22 protein-coding genes and 3 pseudogenes are annotated in these 25967 nt (G+C 45.1%); 13 read left to right on the top strand and 12 right to left on the bottom strand.

The window, feature by feature from the left end:
• Positions 1-115 precede the first annotated feature (115 nt).
• From M0R33_RS21135 to M0R33_RS21120, 4 genes are all read right to left on the bottom strand, one after another.
• A complete protein-coding gene (locus M0R33_RS21135) occupies positions 116-1159 on the bottom strand; it encodes a hypothetical protein (protein WP_292573953.1) in 1044 nt (347 codons plus the stop codon).
• Complete coding sequence (gene radC / locus M0R33_RS21130) at positions 1159-1665, bottom strand: DNA repair protein RadC (protein ID WP_292573952.1); 507 nt, start codon at positions 1663-1665, stop codon at positions 1159-1161. Before radC ends, M0R33_RS21135 begins: the two co-directional genes overlap by 1 nt.
• A gap of 228 nt (positions 1666-1893) precedes the next feature.
• On the bottom strand, positions 1894-2238 hold the full coding sequence (locus M0R33_RS21125; protein WP_292573951.1) for a hypothetical protein: 345 nt from the start codon (positions 2236-2238) through the stop codon (positions 1894-1896).
• 29 nt (positions 2239-2267) lie between these two features.
• Positions 2268-2669, bottom strand: a complete 402-nt coding sequence (locus M0R33_RS21120) for a DUF2787 family protein (RefSeq protein ID WP_292573950.1) — start codon at positions 2667-2669, stop codon at positions 2268-2270.
• Between the two features lie 308 nt (positions 2670-2977).
• Here M0R33_RS21120 and M0R33_RS21115 point away from each other — a divergent pair, with 308 nt between their 5' ends.
• Both M0R33_RS21115 and M0R33_RS21110 read left to right on the top strand, forming a co-directional pair.
• Positions 2978-3943 (top strand): DUF6499 domain-containing protein, encoded by a 966-nt coding sequence (locus tag M0R33_RS21115; RefSeq protein ID WP_292573949.1) that lies wholly within the window; start codon positions 2978-2980, stop codon positions 3941-3943.
• A 393-nt stretch (positions 3944-4336) separates the two neighbouring features.
• On the top strand, positions 4337-5485 hold the full coding sequence (locus tag M0R33_RS21110) for a tyrosine-type recombinase/integrase (protein ID WP_292573947.1): 1149 nt from the start codon (positions 4337-4339) through the stop codon (positions 5483-5485).
• An 880-nt stretch (positions 5486-6365) separates the two neighbouring features.
• Here the strand turns inward: M0R33_RS21110 and M0R33_RS21105 are convergent.
• From M0R33_RS21105 to M0R33_RS21090, 4 genes and pseudogenes are all read right to left on the bottom strand, one after another.
• Complete coding sequence (locus tag M0R33_RS21105; RefSeq protein WP_292573945.1) at positions 6366-8186, bottom strand: pentapeptide repeat-containing protein; 1821 nt, start codon at positions 8184-8186, stop codon at positions 6366-6368.
• Positions 8187-8238: 52 nt separating this feature from the next.
• A complete protein-coding gene (locus M0R33_RS21100; protein WP_292573943.1) occupies positions 8239-8670 on the bottom strand; it encodes a pentapeptide repeat-containing protein in 432 nt (143 codons plus the stop codon).
• A gap of 161 nt (positions 8671-8831) precedes the next feature.
• A pseudogene (locus tag M0R33_RS21095) lies at positions 8832-9565 on the bottom strand (IS5 family transposase).
• A 247-nt stretch (positions 9566-9812) separates the two neighbouring features.
• Positions 9813-10900 (bottom strand): annotated as a pseudogene (locus M0R33_RS21090) (IS5 family transposase).
• Positions 10901-11501: 601 nt separating this feature from the next.
• Between M0R33_RS21090 and M0R33_RS21085 the strand changes: the two are divergent.
• The 3 genes from M0R33_RS21085 to M0R33_RS21075 all read left to right on the top strand — a co-directional run bounded on the left by M0R33_RS21085 (position 11502) and on the right by M0R33_RS21075 (position 15387).
• The gene (locus tag M0R33_RS21085) at positions 11502-12458 is read left to right on the top strand and encodes a M12 family metallopeptidase (RefSeq protein WP_292573941.1); all 957 of its coding nucleotides are present in this window, start codon (positions 11502-11504) and stop codon (positions 12456-12458) included.
• A gap of 180 nt (positions 12459-12638) precedes the next feature.
• A complete protein-coding gene (locus M0R33_RS21080; protein WP_292573939.1) occupies positions 12639-13076 on the top strand; it encodes a hypothetical protein in 438 nt (145 codons plus the stop codon).
• A 52-nt stretch (positions 13077-13128) separates the two neighbouring features.
• The gene (locus M0R33_RS21075; protein ID WP_292573937.1) at positions 13129-15387 is read left to right on the top strand and encodes a hypothetical protein; all 2259 of its coding nucleotides are present in this window, start codon (positions 13129-13131) and stop codon (positions 15385-15387) included.
• A gap of 359 nt (positions 15388-15746) precedes the next feature.
• On the opposite strand, the pseudogene M0R33_RS21070 reads toward M0R33_RS21075, so the two are convergent.
• Positions 15747-15907, bottom strand: a pseudogene (locus tag M0R33_RS21070) (integrase core domain-containing protein); the annotation flags it as partial.
• A 445-nt stretch (positions 15908-16352) separates the two neighbouring features.
• Between M0R33_RS21070 and M0R33_RS21065 the strand changes: the two are divergent.
• Positions 16353-16778, top strand: a complete 426-nt coding sequence (locus M0R33_RS21065) for a hypothetical protein (protein WP_292573935.1) — start codon at positions 16353-16355, stop codon at positions 16776-16778.
• A gap of 15 nt (positions 16779-16793) precedes the next feature.
• On the top strand, positions 16794-17981 hold the full coding sequence (locus M0R33_RS21060; protein ID WP_292573933.1) for a hypothetical protein: 1188 nt from the start codon (positions 16794-16796) through the stop codon (positions 17979-17981).
• Between the two features lie 656 nt (positions 17982-18637).
• Here M0R33_RS21060 and M0R33_RS21055 read toward each other — a convergent pair.
• The gene (locus M0R33_RS21055; RefSeq protein WP_292573931.1) at positions 18638-19261 is read right to left on the bottom strand and encodes a tyrosine-type recombinase/integrase; all 624 of its coding nucleotides are present in this window, start codon (positions 19259-19261) and stop codon (positions 18638-18640) included.
• A 37-nt stretch (positions 19262-19298) separates the two neighbouring features.
• Complete coding sequence (locus M0R33_RS21050; protein WP_292573930.1) at positions 19299-19466, bottom strand: hypothetical protein; 168 nt, start codon at positions 19464-19466, stop codon at positions 19299-19301.
• 17 nt (positions 19467-19483) lie between these two features.
• On the opposite strand from M0R33_RS21050, the gene M0R33_RS21045 reads away from it, so the two are divergent.
• From M0R33_RS21045 to M0R33_RS21020, 6 genes are all read left to right on the top strand, one after another.
• On the top strand, positions 19484-20128 hold the full coding sequence (locus M0R33_RS21045) for a transglycosylase SLT domain-containing protein (RefSeq protein ID WP_292573928.1): 645 nt from the start codon (positions 19484-19486) through the stop codon (positions 20126-20128).
• Positions 20129-20141: 13 nt separating this feature from the next.
• Positions 20142-20447 (top strand): flagellar transcriptional regulator FlhD, encoded by a 306-nt coding sequence (locus tag M0R33_RS21040; protein ID WP_292573926.1) that lies wholly within the window; start codon positions 20142-20144, stop codon positions 20445-20447.
• Positions 20444-20980: a FlhC family transcriptional regulator gene (locus M0R33_RS21035; protein WP_292573924.1), complete on the top strand. Its 537-nt coding sequence runs from the start codon at positions 20444-20446 to the stop codon at positions 20978-20980. The genes M0R33_RS21040 and M0R33_RS21035 overlap by 4 nt, the downstream gene beginning before the upstream one ends.
• A 210-nt stretch (positions 20981-21190) precedes the next feature.
• Positions 21191-21463, top strand: coding sequence for an antitoxin (locus M0R33_RS21030; RefSeq protein WP_256604569.1), 273 nt, complete (start codon positions 21191-21193; stop codon positions 21461-21463).
• On the top strand, positions 21460-21864 hold the full coding sequence (locus tag M0R33_RS21025) for a type II toxin-antitoxin system VapC family toxin (protein WP_292573920.1): 405 nt from the start codon (positions 21460-21462) through the stop codon (positions 21862-21864). The genes M0R33_RS21030 and M0R33_RS21025 overlap by 4 nt, the downstream gene beginning before the upstream one ends.
• A gap of 298 nt (positions 21865-22162) precedes the next feature.
• Positions 22163-22762 (top strand): hypothetical protein, encoded by a 600-nt coding sequence (locus M0R33_RS21020; protein WP_292573918.1) that lies wholly within the window; start codon positions 22163-22165, stop codon positions 22760-22762.
• A 7-nt stretch (positions 22763-22769) separates the two neighbouring features.
• Here the strand turns inward: M0R33_RS21020 and M0R33_RS21015 are convergent, their stop codons facing one another.
• Entirely contained in the window at positions 22770-25967 is a 3198-nt protein-coding gene (locus M0R33_RS21015; RefSeq protein ID WP_292573916.1) for a conjugal transfer protein TraG N-terminal domain-containing protein, read from the bottom strand.

The raw sequence follows: 25967 nt of genomic DNA, 5'->3' as shown, positions 1-25967 counted from the left end.
GATTTCATTCGGTTTCTCCGATATTTTTTAAACTAACTGATTAAGTACGCCGACCGGTGCAGAGCTTGGCTGCGGTTTAGTTGCTTTAATGAGCATTAACGCAACTAAAACGGCTTTAACGTTGAGCCCGCTTCAGCCAACGCTTCACATAGCGACGTGTTTCGATATTAACTGCTTGATTGTTTTTGGCCACCAGTTGATCGAATTGAAAACGTTGCTGTTTTGGACTCCATTTCAATCCCAAGGTAGCGCGCTCAGGTTCTAACACTTTGAATAATGCATACTCGTTATTGGCTAGGTCGGAGCGATAATTCAACGCACAATTCAATTGCTGATGGGCTTCCAGAAACAGCTGCTGATAATCGGTAATTGGTAGAATGCATTCATGGCTTGCCCAAGGCAGTAAGGGGTAACGTTCATACCAATGGTCTTCGATCCCTAATCGTTGTTGATCATTTAGGTAAGGCTGACAAGCGTCATAGACTGCCGCGAGATCGTCCAGATCGACAGACTGCAGGGTTTGCATGATTTGTTCACTGATTTGATGTTCCAAGCGGTTTGCTAAACCGTTTAAGTCGCTCTGATGGCGGCAACGTAATAGCTTTTGCTGACTATCTAAATTACCCAACCGTATGGCGGTCTGCTTAATCTGCTGCACTTTAAATTCAGCGAGATCAAAACACAGACGCTGGCAGCCTTTGCGATTGATAAAGCGCGCAGTAGCTAATTCCGGATGTTTGCTCAGCAACTTGGCCAAACCGACTACAAATTCCACCTTTGGCTTAATGGCATGGGTTTCAACAGATTCAAAACAGCCATGCTGAAAGCAGATAGTTAAAGCCTTCAGTTCAGATTGCGCGTAATGCACGACTTCATAGGTTTCCGACAACTCAGTGACATACTGACACAGCCAGAGCGTGCGTTCAGTACAGGACAGTTGCAGCTGTTGCAATAAAGTTTCGGCATCGGGCAGCATGGCAATATTCATGCGTTGCTTAGCACGCCACCTTTCCTTTTCTGCATAATACTGCAGCAACAACAGCAATAAGGGCTGAGCTTGCAATAGGTGATTACGTCGATAAGCACGCAGCCATAATTTTTCTTTGTCGTTATAAGGACTCTCCTGATCTGCATATAACAGCAAATCCAGCAAGGTCATCACAACAGTCCCTGTTCAGCCAAGGAGGTCACGTCATCGCCGCCGACGATAAAATGATCGAGGACAACGACTTCGATCAATGCCAACGCATCTTTAAGCTTCTGGGTAATGTCTTTATCGCTTTGACTCGGTACAGCGGCTCCCGATGGATGGTTATGGGCAAAGATAATGGCCGCCGCATTCAGCTGTAACGAACGTTTAACGACTTCCCTGGGGTATACCGATGCCGAGGCTAAGGTGCCGGTAAACAGCTTCTCAAAGGCCAATATGCGATGCTGGTTATCCAAAAATAAGGCCCAGAAGGTTTCGTGTTCATAGGAAGCCATTTGAGCGGGTAAATAGGCGGCTGCTTCCGTTGGACTGGTCATTGCTCGACCACGCGCAAATTTACGTTTGATCAAGCGATTAGCCATCGCCACAATATCTTCCGAACTAACCGGGCGATGGGTTTGATACAGGCCTGCTTCTTCGGTGGCCTTAAAACCGATACGAGAATATGAAGACATAAGGACTCCTGAGTAGAAAATCATTCTCGGCCCCGTTACCAGTTAATATCAGACACGAGTATGCCCAGCTCAAGCGACATTTTTAGACGCTTAGCAGCAAGGGGCCGATAATGAAATAAAGAATGAAAGAATTTAAAAATTTCGATTTAAGTTGCAGCAAATAGGTATGTGCGGGCATCAGCCAATGCCGTTTCGGATCATCCGAATGCAATATCGAACAACTGCTTCTCAAAACATAACGCATGCCGTCAGCGTCATAGAGCGGAATGCGCTGATCAGTGATTGCAGATAGAGGCTCAAACTGATTCGGGGCCTTGTATGAGATGGCTTATAACGCAAGATCGGATAATATTCACAAACAACATGCTTCAAAATCGAAGCAATGTCTTGTATGTAAATCCCGTCAACACAGCGATAAGCTAAGGGCCCTCGACTTTCCAGATATTCAAGAATATCCAGAAACAACGCTTGCGCTTCACGCTTATTCAGGGGTCCACATAACTTGTTCACAGCATTGACCAAGGCGTAGACCCCGCATAAGCCATCTAAGTGACCCTGTCGGTAAGGTTTCATGAGACACCCAATTGCACTACCAATAAAGTTCAGTGGCTAGAAACAGACACTTCAAACACTTGTCGTTCAACATAGCTACAGAAATTAGATTGCCAGATGCGAAACAACGACGCACCGTGTTGGATGGGGAATTCGCGCCCCATGTGCTGAAACACGTTGCGGCTAAAATCGAAGTCTATTTCGCGATCTAATTCTGCAAAGGGGCCACTGCCATAGTAGGCAAAGTCTGTGATGTATTGAATACGGCCCTTCCCATCGATATTGATTTCCACAGGGTGGTAGCCACCGCTTTCCGCACTATAATCAGGGTCACGGAAATTGAGGGTAACGCCTGCTGAGCTATCGACTTCACTTTTATCTAGCTCATGTTGCAGAATGGCCACCAGTTTCTTACTGATTGCCAAAGGATAACCAGAGTCTTGAATTTGCATAAATAAATTGCTCCCACGGAAAAGCACGACGAGTAAATGAATAGTCGCCGAATTTGCGTTATATTTAATTTAGAAAAGGTGAGCCAGTAGTTCGCTCGAAAAGATAATGCTATAAAAACGTAAAAACAAATCTGCTGTAGCGATTATTATTTTTTCATGTTTTTATATTATGTCAAGTATATTTTATTTTATAAATTAATTGCGGGAATTACATTGTTAGATTCGATAGATTATCTTCATAACCACCTGGTGGCTTTTTACATAACCCTGAATGAATGCATAGGAAATAACTTTCTATTTTAAAAATTATGAACTCTGACGATAGCACACATTGCAAGTCCTTGCTAAACTGGAAAAATAATTGCGAATACAATTACTTAGAAAATGCAGAAAAGGCTCAGTTCGCCTGGGAGTTTTTACGTAGAAATAAAGGATATCAATCTGATTATGAAAAATACAAGGATTTTCCGGGAAGAAAAATCCCAGAAGATCGAAAAGAAGAAAAAGGATATTTTTTTAAATATTATGACGCCCATCCGCCAACGATAGAAAGCGAGTCATACGCAGATTACCTTGAAAGAATTGAAAAAGAAGATCATCCTATTTTAAGACATATTTCGAATAAGTATTTTTCAAAACGGAATGAATTTACTTCATTTTATGACTTAAGGCAGCATAGCAAAACATCAAAATATAATTACACAAATAAAGTTAGCCCTGGATTTGAACTTTCAAGTAAAAAATACCCAGTTTTTATTGACTTTGGAAGAAATATTGATAGAACAATCATAAACTATGGAACTGGAAATGTTTACGTAAAACTAAGTTTGTTACAGAATATCGAAAAGCAGTTAGCGATTCTTCATCAAGAAATGGAAAATAGACATGCCAAGCTCATATCAAAAATTGGGGTTATAAACGAGGATGCTAGGGAGCGTGAAACAATGATCAATTGTCTCAGGGTCTATGACGCTCAACTCAACAATGCTAAATGGAATGAGGTAATATGTTATGTTTTCGCTGAAAGCTTTTCTTCACTTGGTTGGGCGCCAAATTGTCCCGAGGATTTGCTAAGCACGCCTAAAAACATCAAACGGACTCAGTATGATTTAATTAGTTATAAAATAGACTCTCTCAAGACAAATATTCAAAAACTAAAGAAATTCGCATTGGCATATATTGATGGCGGTTATCTCTCTTTGCTTAAGGAAAACGACTCAATTTCATTGTCGCAAAGCGGAAAACGCCAAATACTGCAGTCAACTCAAAAATGACAAGGAACAGCATAAGTTTCTGTGATTGTCAACTAAATCGGTCGGGCCGGTTTAAAAGGAACTTAATTTAATCCTTAACAAAAGCCAACATAGCCACAACACTGAAACTTTTCTTCGGTGGAAATGATGATTAACAACTCTATGAAGCAGTGTTGTGGCAACCCAAACCTTATCACCATCACAGAATCAGCTATTGCCGAGGCTCATTCGATTGCGCGATGCCCCTTTCTATTTGGGGATGGATAAAAATCGCTTCAATCAAATGGTTCGGCCAGAACTGACTGAAATACCTATTGGTGATCAAGGTATAGCGTTTGACAGACTAGAACTCGATCTATGGGTCGATTACTATATACAACGCAACGGACGTCCCGCAACCAAAGGAGAAAAACCATGGGACGTAAAAACACCTCAGGACTCTATGAACGCCAAGGAGTCTGGCATATTGATAAACAAATCAAAGGATATGGCCGACTTTGCGAAAGCTGTAAAACAAGCGACAGGGAAGAAGCGGAACAAATCTTGATGCGAAAGCTGGTCGCGATTCGTGAACAACAAGTATTCGGAGTAAGGCCGCAACGCACGTTTCGACAAGCGGCTACGAAGTTTTTGACGGAAACCAATAAACGCAGTATTGCTCGCGATGCAGACTGTTTAAAAAACTTGGACCCGTTTATCGGTGACTTGCTGATCGAAAATGTGCATATGGGCACGCTTCAGCATTACATCAATCATCGACGTAAGCAGGGTATCAAGAGCTCGACAGTGGCACGAGAATTGGCCATCGTTCGGCGAATTTTGACATTGGCAGCACGGGTTTGGCGAGACGACAATAACAAGTCTTGGCTAGAAACGGCGCCTTTGTTGGAAATGCCGAAATGGGAAGACTCTTCTGAGCCTTACCCTTTGAACTGGACTGAGCAAGCGCGATTTTTCAGCTTGCTGCCTGAGCATCTGCAATCCATGGCCATGTTTAAGGTCAACACAGGATTAAGAGAGCAAAGCGTTTGCTGGTTACGTTGGGAATGGGAAGTCAAGGTTCCCGAACTGGAAACCAGTGTTTTTGTCATACCGGGTCGTAAAGCTGTCTATGACGATGGTGTTTGGCCGGGGGAGAAAAACAAAGAAGATCAGATTGTCGTCTTAAACCGTATTGCTCGCGAAGTGATCGAGAAGCAGCGAGGCAAGCATTCTGTCTATGTGTTTGCATATGAAGATCATCGGATTTATCGCATGCACAACACGGGATGGAAAAATGCATGGAAGAAAGCGGGGTTGCCTACTGATGGCAGTTACAAAATGGGGCCGCACAACTTGAAGCACACCTTTGGTCGTAGACTAAGAGCTGCTGGAGTTCCATTAGAGACAAGGAAAGCTTTGCTGCATCACACGAATGGTGACATTACGACGCATTATTCGAGTGTGGAGCTTGAAGAACTGATCGATGCGGTGGAATTGATTGCAGGAGGGGACTCCCGCAAAAGTCCCGCACTAACTTTGATACGAAAAAAAAGCAGTCGCCCGCTAAAGCTAACTGCTTGATTTATACATCATTTGATGGTGGGTCGTGTGCGATTCGAACGCACGACCATCGCATTAAAAGAGCTGTCTTCAAAATTTATCTTGTTGATTTTTAATAACTTTTAACAAATAGCTCTCACGTTGCAAAGCCTATTTGTGCTCATTCGAGTTTATATGATTTACCCAGATTTTACCCAGATTTTACCCAGCAATTCTATAATGCAGCAGCTTTAGAGAGAGAATTGCGCGCCATGCCTTACAGGTTGTATTATCGGACTGAGGTCACAACGTTAACGCAACTGATTTTACCTATCGCGTTTCTCCAAAAGCTCCAAATTAGCCAGCCCCTGGGCCTCTGGGAATTGGAGGTCTAAAAACAGTCATTGGATGGCTTCCCCAAACGGCCACAACCGGCCGTTTACGATGCCAGCGAAATTTTCATTCCCTAACCTCAACGAATGTCAGCTTTTCGGAAGGGAACTTTGAGTCTTCATCGGCCCGCGCCGGCCAAAAGTTGACGTTGGCCGGGACTATTGGAATGACTGGTTTATATCCATAATTGCTCATTAATAATGAGGTCGTAGAAAAATCTCTAGTCATCGTATTCAATAGAAATCTCTCTCAAAAAACGCATTTCAGTGTTAAATCTAGGCCGATTGTCCTCAGACAGTTCTATTTGAAGCCATTTTCTGCAGCATATTTTGCGTATCCTCTTGCACATGCACTAAGAGATATTCTACAAGCAGAAAGTCGTCATACTTTAATGCAAAATTACAGAGCTGCCACCGCTGTTTAAATAATATGCACATCAGAGTTGAATCCGCGTTAGCTTTATTTCTTGAGTTAGATATCAAAGGCGTATGTTTGTAGTGCACTCAGCGCTTCAGACAACGTTGTTCGATCATGTCTCAAGTATTGCGCCAGCAGAAATAGGGTCGAACCCATCCGGCCATTTCGTATCCGCATTGTATTTCGCATTCTGAAGATTGGTTGACATAAGATTCCGGCATCTCTTCAGATTGGCTCCATGCAGTCGGGCTCCACTTAAGTCTACGTCACGCAGATTTGCGGATGTAAAATCGGCTCGTTCAAGATTGGCTTCTCCCATCTTAGCATTGCTCATGTTACTCCCTTTAAAAAGAGTATCGACAGCAACCAATCCACTTAGGTCCGCCTGTTCTAAGTTAACATTCTGAAAGTTCGAGTTGGACACATTTGCTGCTGTCAAGACAGATCTCACCATACGAACGCTATAAAGTCGTGCATCTTTCAATTCTATATTTGAAAGATTAGCGGCATTCAGCAGTGCTTTGTGAAAGTTCGATTCGTTCAACACAGATCGAGTCAAGTCAGCTCCCTCCAACAATGTGCTGGACAGTGACGCTCGGGTCAAATCAGCAGCCTTAAGGTGGGATTGACTAAGATCGGCATGGCGTAGATTTGCATCACGCAAATTCACAGAATCGAGGTGAGCACCTCTCAAATTCGACTCAATCAGGATTGCATTTTCTAGAATGGAATTGTTTAGGCGTGTTCCTTGAAGATCGGCATGGGAAAAATCAATTTCTCGAAGATTAGAGGATTGCAGATCCGTTTGCCGTAGATTTCGTGCAACCCCCGGTTGGTTTATGATTTGCCAGACAAGTTTAGGTTTGTCGTCCATTATTGTCGATTCGCTCACACTCACGTCATGCAAGTCGGCAAGATCTAGGTTGGCGCCTGTCAAGTTGGCATCCGATAGGTCTGCTCTTGTAAGTATAGCACTGGTAAACCGTGCATTACTTAAGTTCGCTCCTTTGAAACGTGCCTCCGTGAGATCAGCCTCACTAAAATCAGCCCCCTGATAATCTTGATTTTCAGCGCCTCTGGTGAGGACGGAGTGAACCAAGCGCCACTTGTCAGCAATCTGTGTGGCGTCATCAATGTCCGCGTCGTTGAGATCGGCAAACCTTAAGTCCGATTGTCGAAGATCGGCACCAGCCAGAATGGCCTGACGAAGTCGCGCTGTTTGAAGATTTGCTTTGGAAAGATCGGCTTGACTGAAGTCCACTCCTTGGAGGTTGGCTCGCGAAAGGTCGGACTCCCGAAGATCCAGACCAACTCCGCCATTGTTTGCTAGACGATGGATAAACTTAGTCTTGTCGTCAATTATGGTGGATTCACTGATTGTGGCACCTTGGAGCCGAACAAATTCAAGTCTAGCACCCTGAAAGTTCGCACCGGTAAGATCCGCATTTTTTAAATCCGCGTATGCAAGGTTGGCTCCTTGCAGGTTACATCCAGTTAGGTTTGCTGATTCAAAATAGGCTCCTCGGAGATCCGCATCAACTAGCAAAGACTCCGTAAGGTCCGCCCCGGTGAAGTTGGCGTTGCGGAAACTGGATTTTTGAAGCTGGGAACGTTGTATTGTGGCATCTTCAAGAAGAGAGTCATCGGCGAATATTGGCTCACCTCTTATATTAGAAAGATTCGCTTTTCTGAGGTCCGCAGAATTTAGTATGCAATTACTTAGATTTGAACCACTCAAGTCTGATTGAAATAGATTGGACTCGGAGAGGTCAGATTGATACAGTCTGGTATTTGTAAGTTTCGCATCAGAGAAATTCGCGCCGCGAAGATTTGCATTGCGAATTTGAGCCTCATCCAGATCGATATCTGGAAGCCATAATGGTTGGCTGCCATTGATGAGGAAATAAATTTGTTCTTTTGTTAAATCGCTCATGTTCACATCCAGATGTTGGGGATCAACGATGATCGTCTACTTATGACTATGATCATTCTTTTACCGCGCCTGCCGCGATTGGATCAAATCCATCAGGCCATAAAGTTTCCATATCGAACCTTGCATCCGTGATAGTTGCACCGGTAAGCACAGCGCCTTTCAAATTCGCTCGATGGAATCGAGCCTCGGACATATCAGCTTTCTCAAGATCGGCGCCGACCAAAGATGCTCCTTCAAGAATTGCTTGCTTCATATTTGCCTGTTTGAGAATAGTTTTATCTAGGTCTGCAATAGCCAAGTTAGCTCCTGTCAGGTTCGCTTGGGATAGGTTAGCGGATGATAAACGCGCACTTCGTAGATTTGCGCCGCTCAGGTCAGCTTCAACCAAAAAAGCCTCTTTTAAGTCAATTTCAGGTAACCACAACGGGTGCCTACCATTAATCAGTAGGTAGTGAATTAATTGTTTTGTTGTTGGATTTAACATGAATAATATTTCCTTTCTTGGACAACTATAAATTTTGTCTACCCGATTATTTCCCGAACAAGTCCCTCACACAATAACAAGAGGTGATTAATTCAGCTTGTTGCGAAATTGAAATTACTTGTGCTCATATAGAAAAAGTTTATTAGGGGGCTGTTGCCGCTTTACTTAGGTAACCATAAAAATGCGCAGGCCAATGCGATGACGTCTTCAAAGTTTCGTTTCAGTTTGCCATAGCGAGTTGCAATGGCTCTGAAATGATTCAATCCGGCAAACAAATTCTCGACGAAATGGCGATATATGTAGAGGTTCCTATCCATATCATCGTTACCGACTGTAGAGTTCTGTTTTCTTGGAGTCATGGCCTCACTCCCTTTCTCTCGAATTTGAAGTCTTATGGGCTTGCTGTCATATCCTTTGTCAGCGACCATGTAGTCAGCTAAGGGTAGTTTGGCGATCAGTTCCGGTGCTTCTTTGCAATCATGGACTTCACCACCCGTTACCGAAAAATCAATAGGAAGGCCGCATGCATTAACAGCTATATGGATTTTGTGATGTTGCCCGCCACTGATTTACCGATCGCTGTTTCCTGTTCGTTGGCTGCACCACTACTATGTTGATGCGCTTTCAAAATACTCCCAGCGATAAATAGCCACTCCCAATCGGATTTAAGTACTAGCGCTCGAAAGATAGCTATCAGCTTTTTTTGGAGCGGCCAAGCATTAATCGTTGTAGGTCGCATCCCATTTTCCAAAAAATGCGGGTAAATCTCGCCAAGGATATCCTGCCCACATATGATAAAAGATCCCTTCTGCCGTTTGCTTACGTAATTGCTAAAGCTTAACAGAATGGCCTTTAATCTAGCCCAGAATTCATCCATAAACATGTGTCTGGGCATAACCTATGCTTCTCTTGACTGAAAAAAATCAATCTATATGGAGCAAACCAATCGACTTTCAAGGGATTATTACAAAATGGCAACACTCCCTAACAGGCTGTTGAAATTTGCCGATATACCTTCGGTTTCAGCGCCATTTTTTAAGCGCCGAGCGGTCTGGAAGCCTGATTAGGCCTCAAAATCCGGTTTTATTTGCCCCGAAGGTGGATAAATTCCGCCTTTTGGCGGATTCCAGGCGCACGGCCGCCTAAGCGGTACTGTAACGCCAGCCGAAAATGGCGCCCATCCGCGTCAGGTTATAGGCGGCAAAGGTAAAAATCGTTTGTGCGGCGACCTTCTTCAAGCCACGGAACTTGGTTTGCCTGAGCGGGCCGACGGTTTTGGCCCAACCGAAGACCTCTTCGATCCGCTTACGGATTTTAAGGCTTTTGCGGTAACCGTCGTGTCGGGTTGTGCGGCCGTCAATGGCTGAGCCTTTTTCTTTGCTCGCGACGTGCGGGGTTACCTTGCGCTGGCGTAGCTTAGCCACGAAGTCTTTGGTGTCATAATTCTTGTCGGCACCCAGGGTTGCGCCCGGTTTATGGATTGTGCGCTTGATCATGGTTTCGGCCGCTTCGCGTTCCGCCGTACCCGTGGCCTGGGTAACTTCGACATCGACGACCAAGCCATTGCGGTTTTCCATCAAGGCATGGCCAAGGAAAGCCAGCTGCGATTTATCGCCCTCGCTCTTTTTGTACAGCCGCGCATCGGGATCGGTGGTCGAGGCGTGGGTGTCGTTACTGCGTTTCTCACCTTTGAAGTTGACGGTTGGATTACGGCCACCGTCTTCCGGCGGTGGGGTCGAGGCGTCTTTTTTGACGAAGCTTTTATGCGAGGCCCAGGCCTGAATCAGCGTACCATCGACCGAGAAATGTTCGTCGGAAATCAGGTTCTTCCACTCCGCCAAGGCCAGCACGGATTCGAAAAACATGCGGCTGATGCGCTCATTCAGCAAGCGGTCACGGTTGGCACTGAAGCTGGAGTGATCCCAAACCTCGTCATCCATGGTCAAACCAACGAACCAGCGGTATAGCAAATTGAAGTCGATAGCTCCACCAACTGCCGCTCTGAGCGGATGGAAAACAACACTTGCAACAAACTGGCGCGCAGCAGGCGCTCCGGTGGGATGGAATCCCTACCGCAGCGGGCGTACAGCGCGTCGAACTCGTCGTTCAGTGTAGCGAGCAACAGATCGACCACTTTGCGCAGTTTGCGGAGCGGATGCATTTTCGGAATCCGTTCTTCCAGGGTTCGGTAGCTGAATAGTTCTTCTTGTGTGATGTCGGCGCCGCGCATAGCATCAATGCAATATATAAAAGTTAGAACAATTTTATCATACAGAACAATACCTTATGAATTTTCCCCCACCTTTAGTTCAACGAACCAATGCGGCTTCCAGCGGAGATAAATTCAACAGCCTGCTAAAGGTGGTTTTTCAATAAGCCTATGGTACGCGAAATAATTTTATGACTAATAATTTTTGTGCAACCTGTTACCCCTTCAATTTCAATAAACCGAATATCTCTAAAAAAATAACCATAACCATTTTAGGAAGAAGGTGTTTATTTATCGTTGGATTGCGTCAACCCATTTTTTGTTTCATGCCTGATAAACCTCTGATTGATAGAATTTACATGTTTGTGGTCAGCATTTAATTCACCGAGAGTAAGGGCAATTCGATGATGGACGGAAAGTTTCTTGTTGACAGAGTTAATCCGTTAATATACAAATCAATCTGTCTTAAATTTCTTCAGAGAGGTTTCAGGTGGCTGACAAACAAAAAAAACATGGGCAGTGTGAGAATGGCTTATCGGAAGGAAAACACTGTTCAATACCAAAAATAGTCGAGAGGGATCTGAGTCATATAACGGACGGCAACAGGACAAGACTCATCGCCATGATGGAAAAAGTCTGGGTAAACGGGACGAATCTGAAATATTTTTTCTTTAAAGATCCAGCCTATTGGCGAGGAGGCCAAAACCAAGAACAGGCGGTTAGACATGCCTTTGCTACTTGGAAAGACATTGGTATTGGATTAACTTTTCAGGAAGTCGACTCGCCAGAAGAGGCAACAATTAAAATTGGTTTTGATCAAAATGACGGTTCCTGGTCGTACGTGGGTCGGGATTGTTTGGAATATGCTAAAGCAGCAAATGAGCGGAGTATGAATTTTGGCTGGGATTTAACCACGCCTTATGGCCGAGATACGGCTTTGCACGAAATCGGTCATGCAATAGGATTCCCTCATGAGCACCAAAACCCATTGGCTGGAATTGTTTGGGATGAGGAGAAAGTATATGAAAGCTTGGGTGGTCCTCCCAACAATTGGTCGCGAGACGAAACGTACTGGAATATCATTCGCAAGATTCCTGCGAATTCTGTTGACGGTTCGGATTGGGATAAAAATTCGATCATGCATTACCAGTTCGAAGCGGGGCTTATCAAAGAACCTTCCGAATATAGAACCCGTCCGCTCATTCCCGAGGCAGGTTTGTCAGAACTCGATATCGAAACAGCCAAACGCCTTTATCCCACTCAAGAAGCCAGAATCCCCGAATTGCGTGCGTTCGAGTCACAACACTTAATGATCGGTGCCGGCAAGCAGGTCGATTTTCTGATTAAACCGGAAATCAGCCGGAAGTATACTTTGCAAACATTTGGCGCAATGGATACCGTGATGGTGTTATTTGAGATCTGGAACGATGAAGAAGTGTTCTTAGCGGGCGACGATGACAGCGGTCAGGATTATAACGCCAAGATCAATCTGCGCTTACTGAGAGGACGGCAATATGTCGTTAGGACAAGACTTTATTATTCGAATTCCGCAGGCAACGGGTCGATCATGCTTTATTAAAGACAATCATGCATTTTATGGCGTTACTCTTACCTATTATTCGGCCTTGCTTGAGCAAACGCCTTCATCTTTTTTCTTGTGTTTTGATGATGAGGGGGCTCTTAAATTCATCTACTGAACATTTAAAAACATTCCTCTCATCATTAAAAACCTGATAATCAAAAACAACAAGAGGGAATAATGCGAATTGTAAAACCTATCACACAAGCCATTCTATTTTATTTGTCGGTTAGTAGTGCTTATGCCTACGATATCCAATGTTCCGACCTTTCTTTTGATGCTACGAACATTGGTTTGGGTATCGGTGTTTCTTGGGGCGATGTGACTGCGAAGATTTCCGAAAAAACCGTTCATTTCACGGTTTCCGGAATCGGCCTAGCCGAGGCTGGGTTCAATCGGATTGACGCAAAGGGAAAGCTCTGCCTTTCAGATAATCCGGACGACTTAACCCGCTATGAAGGGATTTATGTCGGTATTGGTGTGGCTGCGTCGGTAGTCGCGGGCGGAGGAACCTGGGTTTTCGTCAATCAACACGATGCTACGCTGTCAATATCGGGTCTTTCTCAGGGACTCAATGTCGGATTACCGTTTAAAACCCTGACGTTGAAGTTAAATTAACTTTCCACCTACTACTAACGCCTGCTCGATGTCTAGTAGATGCGGAGCTATTATGACGAAACTATCTCTAAACAAACTTATAATTTTTCCTCTTTGCCTGTCCCTATCCGCTTGTACTTGGTTCGAACCCAACCCCTACGCCGATTTCTCAGTTGGTGACGTCGACGAAGACGGGCCGGACCGGGAGGCGGCAATTTTGGTGGGTAACCCGCAAGTTATTTCCCGAGAGAGGCTTATCAATGATCGTAATAGCGAAAAAGAATCTATTGAGAACTTATTGAACTTAGCCAAATGTGAAATAGATGGCACAAAAGGGGTAAAGTGTTACCCCGAGTTTAAGTCCCAAATCAATCGCGATCTTAAAGTGATCAATTCTTTTGCATCGCAAATGGGTATTGCTTTTGATCCCTCACTTGGCAAAGCATTCGAGAGACAAAACGATATTAACGAACTCCAAAATGAGATTGAACTACGAAACCTTAAAAATCAAATTGATATCAACGAATTCCAAAATGAAGTTGTGCTACTAAAGCTTAAAAATCAAATTGATCAAGTGAAGAAATTGATTGAAACGGATCCTGGGAATGCCGCCCTTCAGCCAGGCTCCGGCAGTCAAGATGGGAACGAAGGAGATGGAAACAATGTGGGGAACGAAGGAGATGGAAACAAACCTCCTCAACGTCCAGATTTAACCGGATTAACGGGAACGGGCGGAGCCATCTCCAGACTACAAAGTACAATCGACTCTTTGTTAACAAATGGTGCTACGGAAGTCAATCGGAAAGCAGGCAAAAGCGAAATTCTATCTACGCCGGAAGAATATTTCGAAGACTTGACCGCCTATCGCGCCCGATTGCGTCAAAGGCTTGCTGAAGTGAGTCTGGACGACGCTCATGACGTCAACGGTAATACGCTTTACCGTCTTCAATTTAACGCCACCGTATTACCAGGCGAAGTGAAAAATAAATTTGGGGTATTGGATTTTGAAATTGGTGGAGGGGAAGTAGTTGATGTTGATAAAGAACTACAAGTTTTCTATTATTTTTGGTTGGACTCGCTTAACGATAACTATTTGAGTATTAGCTTTGCATCCCCAATAAAATTGAATGCTTTCAAGCGCATGATAGATTCATTTGAAAAAAATGGTTTACTAATAGCTTGTAGAGATCAATCAGGTAACAACATCGAGCGCTACATAGCTGCAAACCAACTATGTCCTGTAAGTTCGAGTTTCTCGGTAAACATAGTCGATAATATAAAGAAATTTCCTAAAAATATTCTTCAACGAATCGAACTACTTGATGAAAAAACTCAGAACAGTGCCAAGGAGATTCTTCAAACTATTAATCAGTATAAAGACCAAACTCGCGATAAAAATGCTTCTATAATTTTTAACCCTAATTATAAGGTACCGGAGGAATTCAAAAAATTCCTGATTGAGGAAAAAGGAGAGAAGAGTTATTGGAAGGCTGAAAACCTTTTTACATACCAAGCTCAGCCGGCCCAGAGAGTGCAACGCTTATCGACGTTAGCCAGCGCTGCCAACTCGATGCAGTCGGCGCTTGCGATCGCTGCGACGCTCCCTCAATACGGCTTAGGCGTTGACGCTGGCGCAGCGGCCGCAAGAACGGCCGTCGGTTTGGCCGACAGTGTTGAACGAACACCCTTGGTGATCGGCTATACCGACGTTAACCGGAACAACAATGCGCATTTCGGCTATGTTTTCGGACCCAAAGCGATTCTTCAACCGGATGAAAATCAATTGGTTTATAAGCAAATTCCGGCCGCGCATTCGGTTTTCTCCGATATTTCCGTGCCAGCGTGGTTGCCTTCGATAACGTTACGAACCCGAACGGCCTGGGTGGGAAATTGGCACACTGGTCGAGAAGCCTTAAAAACATATGTATCCAACCAGAAACTTCACGTGCCCTTGCGTCCAAAGAAAGCTGCGTATGATGAATTTACAAACTATCTATATGCTTCTTCGGTGTTTTCAGCCATTAACGAAGAAGTCACTGTAGATGCCGTGTTTCCGGAAGTTGTGTACTGCGACGTAAATACAGATCTTTTTTTTACAATCAAAGGAAAAAATCTCTGGCGTAATCCAGTCATTACTTTTTACGGGAACAAGCTCGATGTAGAGGCAGTTTTACCCGACATGGAAGGGTTATTAATAAAAGTAAATCCATCCAGTTTGAAAAATATACCCAAAAACGGTTCTATAAATGGATTAAATATAGTGACTTCATTTGGGCAAGCTACAATTCCCAAAGATCTGAAAATAGTGCCAGAAAATTGTGTGATCGAATAATAAAGGTATAAATTTTAATTGCAATGTAAGCAATACATTTTAGCGGGGCGGGATTTGTAATTCCGTCCCGAAGGCTTTGGTTTAGGAAAACTGTAGAACTTCGGACCTGATCGGACAGTTACTGGTTTTTTAGAAGTGTCTGTCAGTTTAAATTCAGCCTAGAAGTTTTTCTCTTTTCAGGCTTGTTTGCCATCGATCAATGTGATCGAATCCTCGTACAAGTTTTTCCGTAGCACGATCTGGTAAAACTCCTGCAAGATGCTCTTATGAAACCGCTCGCAAATACCATTGGTTTGTGGCGATTTGATCTTGTTTTTGGTCTAGTCTGAATTTCTATACTTTAGCCAGTTATTTCCTTGGGTTAGTTCATTGAGAGAATCATGAGGCCGTTCTTCATTGTATTCACGCTTCCAGTTTTCGGTTAGCGCTCTGCGCATAAATTCTTAAACGCGTACCTATCCAAAATTTCAGTTCGGTAATTCCTGTTAGAACGCTCAACAAATGAATTCTGTGTTAGCTTTCGCTCTCCATGGCGGCGGCCAGCGGTTGATCTAATGACAGCTTTTTACTTGTAATTTGTCGTTTGAAAATGTCTATCGACAGGCGGCTGTGGGTCGGTTGGGTGCGGTGACGAACGGCGGCTTTCGGGAATCGGAATTCAGTGACGGCTTCCGGGCGATGAATCTGATAAGCTGACAGTCGTCAGGCGACCCGTTGTGGACATCAATCAAATTTTCCGAATGGCAACATGTAGAAGTAAACCAGACTAGCAATCTTGATTTTAGGATAAGATGGCAGCCAGTTTGTTCAGCTCAAAACTTAAATTGCGCTCTCCAAATTTGTATAGTTGTGTAGCTTTAACAAAGACTTGGTCATAATTGCAGCTTCTAGTGAGTATGTGCAGAATTATTTTATCCCCTGCTGAAAAATAATGCCAAAATGATATTGATATTTAGGAGTCTATAATGAGTGACTATTACTCTATCGAGCTGCTTGAAAAACGAGTTCAGTCAATGAAGGCCGAAATGCGCTTCTCTATGACTAAAGCAATAGTGCAGCAAGTGATTTCTTCGTTTTTTCTAGCTTATGTTTTTCAAGTAGTTATAGAATACAAAAGTTCTTATATTTTTTTGGCGGCTCCAGTTGCTTTAAATGCATTTGGTTGGTTGTATTGGCTATCTTCACGTATAAGGTATTTTGTTATTGTAAAACACCTTGATCCTGTTCCTTGGCGATCAGAATTAAATCCAGATTTCGCAGCTGAAGAGTTTCGTAGATACGAATCTATTCAACACATATATAAAAGTCGAGATAATATTTTAGACATTTTTTTTGGGTTACAGTTTTTATTCATATCTATTTACTTTGCTAGCTCTTTCTTGATCCATTGATTTTCGAGGTTTTCAATGAGATTATTACTCTGGACTGGCAAACTTTTACTGTTGATTTTTCTATCTCAAACCGCTCGTGCTGCCTCATTACTAAATCTTGAAGTTGGTAGTCATGGTATGGCGACAGTTGTCGTTACTATTGATGCAATAACTCAAACTTCACCAAAAAGCACGTCAGTTAACGTCGTGGCTTTGCCATTTAAATTAGATCAAACATATCGGTTTTCCAGGCCAGACGATGTTGAGGTTTCACTACTTTACAACGCCGATGGTTTTGCGTTAATTACAATTATGGGATCTACTAAGCCTCAGCAAACAACAATAAAAATCGAAAATGCGTTTAATTTGATTGATGAAAGAGTACAAGGACGCGTTAAATTTGAGTTCGATTTTTCGTTTCCTAACCTTCAGAAATATCGTGACGTACTTTCTCTTCCGATAACAATCTCAAAGTTCGATGTCACAATTAAATTGCCACGAGATTACCAATTTGATCAACTAAGTTTTTTCCCCCCTTCAGACAAATGGGTAGAGCAGAAGCGTGGAAAGGAGTATTTGCTAAAATCCGATCAAAGTGAATTGAGTAAAACTCCAATCTTTATTGCTTTTCCAAGCCCCTTTGAGAGTGGCCTTCATTTTGCCGAACTTGTAACTGGTATTGTTATTGGACTATTTATGCTTGGGTGGGAAGGTAATTTCGCTAAGAAACGCAGTTTGGACAGAAAATCAGCAGTCGTTATAATGTTATTATCTTTTATAGTAAGTGGGGTGGCGATTTATTTCTGTTTTACCGTAGGGGATCCAATTGAATATATGGCATGGGCAGTTGGCCCTCTTATACCTATTGTAACTTCACCATTTATTTGTATTTGGCTGCTCATAGCGATGAATAAGGAGGCCGAAATCAGTGGACAGATCACTGTTGCTGGAGAACGGGCTAGATATATCAGTGTCTCTGTTCTGAAAAAGACTGAAAATCAAGAAATATTACTCAAACAAACCACTGTCGATTTAGATGGAACCTACCGGTTTTTTATTTGGTGTGACGAAACTGATATGTCTGTATTTGTCAGAGCATGGGGAGCTGGGGTTGAATCAAGGGAAAGTCAAATATACATACTACAAGCGGGGCATAAGCAGCAAGTTCCGGCAATTGATGTAAAAAGAATTCAAATTACTGGTGCTACCTCACCAACATCATAAAGTCGTTTACCAAATATAAAAATTATGTCAGACCAAAGTCGTGATATGTGAACCTTTTTCACCTGCTAAGTATTTCGTTCTATTCGATTTTACTGCAGCTTTACTAAAAATATAAAATGACTATGAACAAGTTGCAGATTAACGCAGATTTATAATAGTTTAATCGGCTTTAACGCAGCATGAATTCAGTACCTGAAACGACCTTAGTAAACTCAACAAATCATTAACCTGTGGTAAGTTTATAGCCATTAAATATAATAGGAGTTCTTGCTTTTATGGCTATAAATACCAAGTTCTCGCTAGATTTGATTTTTTCCAGATCGAGTAACGAATAATGATTGTTGGCGAAATTTCCCTGGATAGCTATCGTCAGTTCAAAAGTTTAACGACAGCTCTCGGATTCCCTGCCGCCATATATTTCAAATTTTGAATGTCTCAAAGTGGCCGGGTAGAGCCGAAGACGATGCAAGATTGCTCGCCAAAAAGCTGCCATTTAGCTGCTTCACTGGATTTCCAACTCTTTGTATAATGACAGTTACTCCGCCCGCTAAATATAAAACGTATTGGTGCAACGCGACCGACAAAATAGGTTGGAATTAGGCCACCCAAAATCGGTAGCAGTCAAAAATACACGACTGCTACCTCATCAAAAAGCGCTAAATTTCAGTCTGCTCTGAAATTTCTAGTGCATCATCAACCTCTATTCCAAGATATCGAATAGTACTTTCAAGCTTGGTATGACCCAACAATAGTTGGACAGCCCGCAAGTTTTTTGTCCGACGGTAAATCAAGGTTGCTTTTGTCCGGCGCATCGTATGGGTTCCATATGCTGCTGGATCAAGACCGATCGATGTCACCCAGTGCTCAACAATGCGAGCATATTGCCGGGTTGAAATGTGTGGTGATTCATGAATTCGACTAGGGAAAAGATATTCATCGGATTTCAATTGAGCCTGGCTAATCCAGTTTGCTAATGAGTCTCTGGTTTGTTCGGTTATCTCAAATTGAACAGGTTTATGTGTTTTCTGCTGCATTATGATTGAGCGAGATGATACTCGACCTGCCTGGGCAATATCGCAGACCTTGAGCTTGACCAAATCGCAGCCTCGTAATTTGCTATCAATGGCCAGGTTGAACAACGCAAGCTCGCGCGTGTTTTTGTCCATCTGTAAACGAATACGTATGGCCCAAATTTCCTTCAATTTCAGAGGCGATTTCTGACCAATCAACTTGCCTTTGTTCCAGGGCGTATGCCGATGGCTTGGGTTTTCTTGATTCATGACAAACTCCTATTTGGTTGTTTAAGGAGATTTATTGTCATGCTATTGCTTTGATCAGATGGAAATCGACAAAGGGTGCCAATGCTATATCTATGGCTGATGCCCAAAGTTCATTTCGTCCATATTCCACGAATATCGACCCTAAGGGTGATTTTTCAAACCAGTTTTCTTCAGCAGCAGGTTTTACACTTTCATTGATATTCATTTAATTGAGAGTGTGCCATGTTGAGTCAACTCAAATCCTTACCCGTACAAAGTCGGCGCAGACCATTACCACTTATACCCAGTCATATCGCTTTATTACTAGGCTTGATGTCTAGTGTTTACACCGAGTTAATTTGGGCGGCCGAAAACCAGATGCAAGTACGATCGGCCAGCGTCCTTTCTGCCAAGCCTTCACTGAAAAACACAGTATGGGGGCAAGTCGCTGCACGGCATCAACTGGATCCCTATGTCTTATATGCAGTAGCGCTGATCGAGTCGAGAAATCATCAACAAAATAACCAAGTGACTCCCTGGCCTTGGTCGCTGAATCATGCCGGCAAAACGATCATGACAACAAGCAAACAAGATGCTGTCATCCAGCTTAAGCAGTTGCTTGCTGACGGTAACCGTAATGTGGACGTCGGCATGATGCAAGTCAATCTGCGTTGGCATGGTCATCAAGTAGACAAACCCGAACAGTTGCTCGATCCAATCACCAACCTCGAGATAGGCGCAGGGTTGCTTGCCAAAGCGATTCAATCGGTGCCGGACAACCCCGCCTTGGGTATCGGGCGTTATTACCACTGGAGAGACATTCCTGCCGCTATCGAGTATGGCAAAAAAGTCATTACCGTAGCTGAGCTTATCAGATCGGTCATTTAGGCACGTCATCTCAATGGACGATAATCTGTATAACCTTAACCTGGATTACTTGCTGGTGGCCAAAGAGATGATCGCAACCGGTGATGCGCATAAAGCCCAGTTTTATCTTGGTTTGCCGGCAGAAGCCATTGAAATACTCCGCAACATGACAACCAAGCAGATGAAAGCATTGGCTGGAAGCGACTATCTAAAATTTTGCCCTCGCTTCAATCCCAGTCACTGGCGAGAATTTATGGAAACACAAACATTTGCTTCAGAGTCTCCAGAACACCGGGCCAAAGAGTTACTAATGATACTTGCCCAGGATGGATCATCGTGAGGCAATCGCACACTTACCAAATGCAGTGGTATGAGCATTGGTTGTTATATGAATTGCTAAAGCGAAAATTGCGCACATCGATCGTCAAAAAAGTCATTACATGCCTGCGCGACAAGGATTTACAGCATATTTTTTATAAGCTGCACCGAGAAAGGCCTCTGCCAGGGAAAATCCCTAGCCTCGAGATGATCACGCAGGCCCGCGAAACTTTTTTATACATGGCATTATTTGTGTCCATTTATCGTTGTGCCAGTCTGCGTAACGTGAAAACCGGCATAGACATTAATGCCGTGATGTTTGCCTGGGATTATTTTTGTAAAACCTTTCCAGGTCATATCCGTGAACGACGACCTTTCGGTAAAATCAGGCCGGCCAATTTCACCGAGGCTTGGGTGATTGCTGAGGCTTTTCAAGTTGGCATGGTGAAATTGCGCTACTGCAGTCGGTGTCATCATGATTTCCTGATCATCTATGACAGCAATTTTAAGCCCGTCTGCCAAATGTGCGCCATGAAAAACAAATCAAGTACATGACGAATATTTGCGTGATGGGATTAACCATATGGTTGTTTCCGTACCGGCTTTTAAGACCTTGGCTTCCTGGTAGATGCGCTCGGAATATTTACGGACAAGCGTACCGCTAATAGTTGTGCAGTGAAGTGCAGACCGACCGATGCAGCCCGACCGATTGACACGGCGCAGTCAGGCATATACAGTGTGGCATATACATTGGAGATCAACGCCATGCCGACCCTATCGACCCCGTCCAGGCCCAAGGAGGCCAAGCTGTTTCGCAACAACCGCAGTCAGGCGGTTCGAATTCCTGTAGAGTTCGAGTTACCGGGGGATCGCGTGATGATCCATCGTGAAGGCAATAAACTCATCATCGAGCCGGTGACCCGGCCAACGAACATCGTCGAACTGCTGGCCGAGTGGAAGAAGGAAGCGCCGCTAGGGCCAGAAGATCAGTTCCCTGCTGTCGAGGACATGCCCGCCCAGCCAGAGGACATATTTTGAAAGGATATCTGTTGGACACGAACATCATCAGCGATGTGATCCGCAGCCCGGATGGGCCTGCCGCACGTCGCATTGAGCAGGTCGGACCCAAAGAGATTTTCACCAGCATTATCGTCGCCGCCGAACTACGCTATGGCTGCGCAAAGAAGGGTTCGCCCAAGTTGCTCACCAGGGTAGAAGGCATCCTTGAAACAATCCCGGTGCTGCCGCTGGATATTCCGGCTGATACCGAATACGGCGGCATCCGCGCTGAGCTGGAAGCCGCTGGCCAGCCTATCGGCATGAACGATCTGCTGATCGCCGCGCACGCCTATGCGCTCGGCCTTACGCTAGTGACGGACAACACGCGCGAATTCAGCCGCATCCGCGGCCTCGACGTTGAGAACTGGCTGGAAAGATAGCCACCGTCCTGTTTGGCCGAATCCAATGATTATTTGACAGGCAACGACACTCCTATGTCTTGCAGACGAGTTCTGAGCAATTCCGACATCCCAGGGCGGTCGTGCATAGGATTGCTGACATGCCATTTAGAAGTTCGCTGCTTATTGGATGGCCGGTCCAATGAACAGGCGCAGTTGTCTTATGAAAATTGCACTGCCGGCATTTACCGGAGGAACATGATCACCAAAGCTGAAACGGGCTTGGCAACTCAGACTGGCCGCAGTAAGATAAACCGTTGCGAAAAGCTGGAGATCATTAATGCCTTCGTTATCATCACATCGCTTTAGATTGTCGTCCAATAAGCAACCAATTAAGTCCGTGATGTCGGTATTTGAAGGTCATCATGCCACGGTCAATTGCCTGGAATGTAATCGAACCATGGTGCCCAGAGTGGTGACATATTATGGTCAACCCCTTCGATCGATCTGTCCATTTTGCGGCGCTACCTTTGCGAAGTTTCCGAGTGGGTTACAACGATTTTTTGAACACTTTCAACCAAAAGCTCCGTCTCTTGATGCCTTTAAAAGCTTAGTAATGCTGACATTATGCTTTGGGCTAATTTGGCTAATCAGTGACTGGGTAAAGGTGCCGGAAGAATTCAGTTTTGTTGGGACTATCGGGACTCTGATATTAGCCATTATTGCTGCGGCTGAGCTAACTGTTCAGTTTGTTGAGTTTATAGCGGCCAAACTATCTCACGAAAGTAACTACTATTGGGCTGGATTAGTTTTGACATTCTTAGTGTTATCAAACGAAAACTCAAATATAATCAATTATTTGCTTCTTTTTTTAGGGATCATGATTTTGCGCTGGTTCGTCGTAGGTGTTTTGCAAATTCTTCGAACAAAAGGCCAGTAGTCAACACTCAATAATTAATTCGTCCACGTGCACGATTAAGGTTACCGATTTGATCGATTAAATCAGGTCTATTTTGACCAGCGGCTTGTCTTAGTAATCTCGCTATATTATCTCCATCGGAAGGGTCTTCTTCATCCATTAAGCGTTGTCTTGCAGCCCCCATACTGCCGTTATCGTCACCACCAACGGCAATTCCGGCAAAGGCTTCGAACATAGCTGCTTTATAGTAAGCCTGTTGGTTTGGCGTCAACTTATTTGCCACTTCATTTACCCTTTGATCAGCCCAAACTTGCGACACTTCGGTAAAGCCAGGGTAGGATTGTGATGCTGCAGTTTTAACTGCATCCCATATGTTTTCGCCATTTTCATGTGCTGCACGCGCATGAGCAACGAATTGATTTATATGCTCTTTACCTACCATACCTACTGCTTCTAATGTCTTAGCGGTATTGTATAAGCTGCCTCCTAGAAAATTATAGGAAGCCTCCGCCGCAGAAGGTGTGTCATTGGCCGCAGCCGCAATTGATTGTCTAAAGTGTTCTGCTTTTATATTTGCCAATTGCCCAAAGCCATCATTTGAATTTTGTTCACGCTCAGCCAAATTTCGATCATGCTGCGCTTCGATAATGACTTCGCCGCCGGCCATTCTCCCCGTTGCCGTTCGAATTTGTACCTGCGCACGCTGATCCAGCGATTTGGTTTCTGCTCTTGGGTCTTTGAGACCAGCCAGTTCGACGGCTGCTTGAACCCTACCAGTTTCCGGTGCATTGGCCTTCAGCGATTCGTTCCGGTTGGCGTTCCAGGTTTGATCCGCTTGCGGAGCATTGAATGCGTCGCCCAGCAGTTGGTAACCCGAGATGTGTGCCTGGTGCGATTGTTGATCATCCAGCGTGCGGTAACTGGGTGACGAGAAGCCGGTCAGTAACGACATGCCGGCGGTGGCATAGGCTTGATCGGCATCGCTGATCCAACCGGCGGCTTTCCACTGCGAGGCCAGTCGTTGGGTATCACCACGCAAGCCATATTGGTCAAGCGTGCGATCCAGACGTTCCATCAAGCCGGGATCATGCGCGATTTTGTATCCCGTCTCCGCCGCGCCGAAGCTGGCTTGTGTCCCGAAGCGTTGTTGGGCCGATAGGGTTTGTTGATAGGATTCGCTGGCGGATACCGCGTCGGTTGCGCTGTGTTGCAACGAGGACAACGATTGATTTTGCAGTCCCATTGAGGCGACATTTCGAGTGCCGGTTTGTGCATCCATCGCCAGGCTTTTCGCCAAGCCGGCTTGATAGCCCTGACTGTCGTTGACGGTTTGACTGATGTCGGCGGCGATGGCGTCTGATTTGTCCTGACTGACTTTAAAGTCATTCTGGAGCCGCCCCGAAATCGCCGCACTCAATTTATCGTTTGAGGTCTTGCCACCAGCGTTGGCACTGCCGGCCACCAACGCCGAGAATTGATCAGCAGATATGCCGGTATCGGCATGTTTCTTGGCAAAGGCTTCACCGAATTGGCGATTGTAAGCGTCGGTATAACTGGAACTGCTGGCAATTTGATTGCCCAGCGACCGGCTGTCAAACGCATCGCTGCTAATGCTGGCCGATTTCGAAGCCGTGGATGACACGCTGTGCATGAAGCTACTGGTGGCTTGCTCGGACGCGGAAAAGGCAGATGAAACGGCCGCAGTCATATCCTTGCCAGCGGTAAAGGTGGGCAGTACCTTGTCGACACCGGTTTGGGTGACCGCCGTCAACGGACTGTATTGATGTTGCGCTTGCGCATTCAAGACCGGCGCCGGACTGATCACATCCGGCGTGGCGATTTTCTCGTTCACATAATCGCCACCATCCATCCGTCCCAGGAAATGGGTGGCCGTCACCGCTCCGCGATAAATCAGCATCAAGGTAATGGCCGGCGTCGATGCGGCTAACATACCGCCGATCGATAGCCATTGCTGCAACTCCATGTCCAGTTGGTAAATGCCCATCATCGATGGCAGGTTGTAGGTGGCCGTAGTCAGTGCCGCCATTTTGCCGGCGGCCGACATCTGGATGAATAGATTGATCACCGCCAAAATCGGCATCCACAACTGGATCCAGAGTAGCATCGAGAAGTAGCCGATATTCATCCGGATACCGACATTGCCCAGCATCACCACAAACGCCATGATCGGTGCAATGGCGTAACTCAAGCCTTCGATAAACGCCATCATCGGACGGACGATCTTGGCAAACAGGGTTTGCTCGGCCGCCCACTGGGAATTGCGTTGTTGAATGGCTTGTTCAACCATGGCCGCTTTGTTCCAATGCAAACCGTCTTCATGCCGACCGATCACGCCTTTCTCGAACATGGGCAGGATCGCCGACATCAGCATGTAATCGGCAGCATCGACTACGCCAGGGCCGGCCAGCGCATCGAAGGCATCCTGAATTTTCGGCACCGTGTCGGCTGCCGCCGGTACTCCCAAGGTCGGTTGCAACAACCCTTCCAGCGCCGTCGCAAAATTACCGGTGGCCACCACGCTCAAATCCGCCCAAGCATCCGTACAGGTTTTGGTTTGCGGTTGGCCGCCGACATAGATTTGAGTCATATAGATGTCGGAATCGAAGCGAATGGCATTCAGGGGATCGGCATCGCGTAAGATGGCATCCACCGATTTCTGGTTCAGATCGACACCGGTCAAGGTGCATTCCCGCACGTAATTGGCAAACGAGGTTTCCATGTCGCTACCGGCATTCGGCACGTTGGCCGCGCCTAAATTGATTCTGGACAACAAATTCTTTCGCACCGCCGTCAAAGTCTGCAAACTGTCGGCAAAGCCATTGCCGGTCATCGACGGTGTGCCAAAGCCTTGTTCGAACAAGCGCGTGGTCCGATAGCCCATGTTCGACATCACGCTACCCACGACTGCCGGCCCCAAGGGCACATTGTCGACCACCACCACGCTGCCAGTATAGGCATCCTCGACCGATACTCGCACCGACGGCGCATACAACATCAGCCATAACACATACGCCAACAATAAATCCTGATAACGAATGCCACGACCATCCCATTGCAACAAAGCCCTGAGCATGACGATGATGACGCCGATCAAACCGCCGACAGCTGCGGCGGTGCGGTAATCTCCGGTGCCGGAGATCATCGCGATGGCATTGAGGACGGCTTGCAAATAGGCAGAATCGCCCACGGAGAAAATTTCAAACAT

The sequence above is a fragment of the Methylomonas sp. genome (assembly GCF_023228165.1).
In the GTDB taxonomy this organism is placed as follows: domain Bacteria; phylum Pseudomonadota; class Gammaproteobacteria; order Methylococcales; family Methylomonadaceae; genus Methylomonas.
The sequence above is the reverse complement of the archived record's forward strand: the minus strand, read 5'-3'. Positions and strand labels throughout refer to the sequence as shown.

Bases quoted from the DNA above. Each gene is read 5' to 3' on its own strand.
- M0R33_RS21080 (WP_292573939.1), top strand. From the start codon at position 12,639: ATGCGAATTGTAAAACCTATCACACAAGCCATTCTATTTTATTTGTCG.
- M0R33_RS21100 (WP_292573943.1), bottom strand. From the start codon at position 8,670: ATGTTAAATCCAACAACAAAACAATTAATTCACTACCTACTGATTAAT.
- M0R33_RS21110 (WP_292573947.1), top strand. From the start codon at position 4,337: ATGGGACGTAAAAACACCTCAGGACTCTATGAACGCCAAGGAGTCTGG.
- M0R33_RS21115 (WP_292573949.1), top strand. From the start codon at position 2,978: ATGAACTCTGACGATAGCACACATTGCAAGTCCTTGCTAAACTGGAAA.
- M0R33_RS21105 (WP_292573945.1), bottom strand. From the start codon at position 8,186: ATGAGCGATTTAACAAAAGAACAAATTTATTTCCTCATCAATGGCAGC.
- M0R33_RS21050 (WP_292573930.1), bottom strand. From the start codon at position 19,466: ATGAATATCAATGAAAGTGTAAAACCTGCTGCTGAAGAAAACTGGTTT.
- M0R33_RS21030 (WP_256604569.1), top strand. From the start codon at position 21,191: ATGCCGACCCTATCGACCCCGTCCAGGCCCAAGGAGGCCAAGCTGTTT.
- M0R33_RS21060 (WP_292573933.1), top strand. From the start codon at position 16,794: ATGAGATTATTACTCTGGACTGGCAAACTTTTACTGTTGATTTTTCTA.
- M0R33_RS21055 (WP_292573931.1), bottom strand. From the start codon at position 19,261: ATGAATCAAGAAAACCCAAGCCATCGGCATACGCCCTGGAACAAAGGC.
- M0R33_RS21065 (WP_292573935.1), top strand. From the start codon at position 16,353: ATGAGTGACTATTACTCTATCGAGCTGCTTGAAAAACGAGTTCAGTCA.
- M0R33_RS21120 (WP_292573950.1), bottom strand. From the start codon at position 2,669: ATGCAAATTCAAGACTCTGGTTATCCTTTGGCAATCAGTAAGAAACTG.
- M0R33_RS21085 (WP_292573941.1), top strand. From the start codon at position 11,502: ATGATGGAAAAAGTCTGGGTAAACGGGACGAATCTGAAATATTTTTTC.
- M0R33_RS21015 (WP_292573916.1), bottom strand. From the start codon at position 25,967: ATGTTTGAAATTTTCTCCGTGGGCGATTCTGCCTATTTGCAAGCCGTC.
- radC (WP_292573952.1), bottom strand. From the start codon at position 1,665: ATGTCTTCATATTCTCGTATCGGTTTTAAGGCCACCGAAGAAGCAGGC.
- M0R33_RS21135 (WP_292573953.1), bottom strand. From the start codon at position 1,159: ATGACCTTGCTGGATTTGCTGTTATATGCAGATCAGGAGAGTCCTTAT.
- M0R33_RS21075 (WP_292573937.1), top strand. From the start codon at position 13,129: ATGACGAAACTATCTCTAAACAAACTTATAATTTTTCCTCTTTGCCTG.
- M0R33_RS21040 (WP_292573926.1), top strand. From the start codon at position 20,142: ATGGACGATAATCTGTATAACCTTAACCTGGATTACTTGCTGGTGGCC.
- M0R33_RS21045 (WP_292573928.1), top strand. From the start codon at position 19,484: ATGTTGAGTCAACTCAAATCCTTACCCGTACAAAGTCGGCGCAGACCA.
- M0R33_RS21020 (WP_292573918.1), top strand. From the start codon at position 22,163: ATGCCTTCGTTATCATCACATCGCTTTAGATTGTCGTCCAATAAGCAA.
- M0R33_RS21125 (WP_292573951.1), bottom strand. From the start codon at position 2,238: ATGAAACCTTACCGACAGGGTCACTTAGATGGCTTATGCGGGGTCTAC.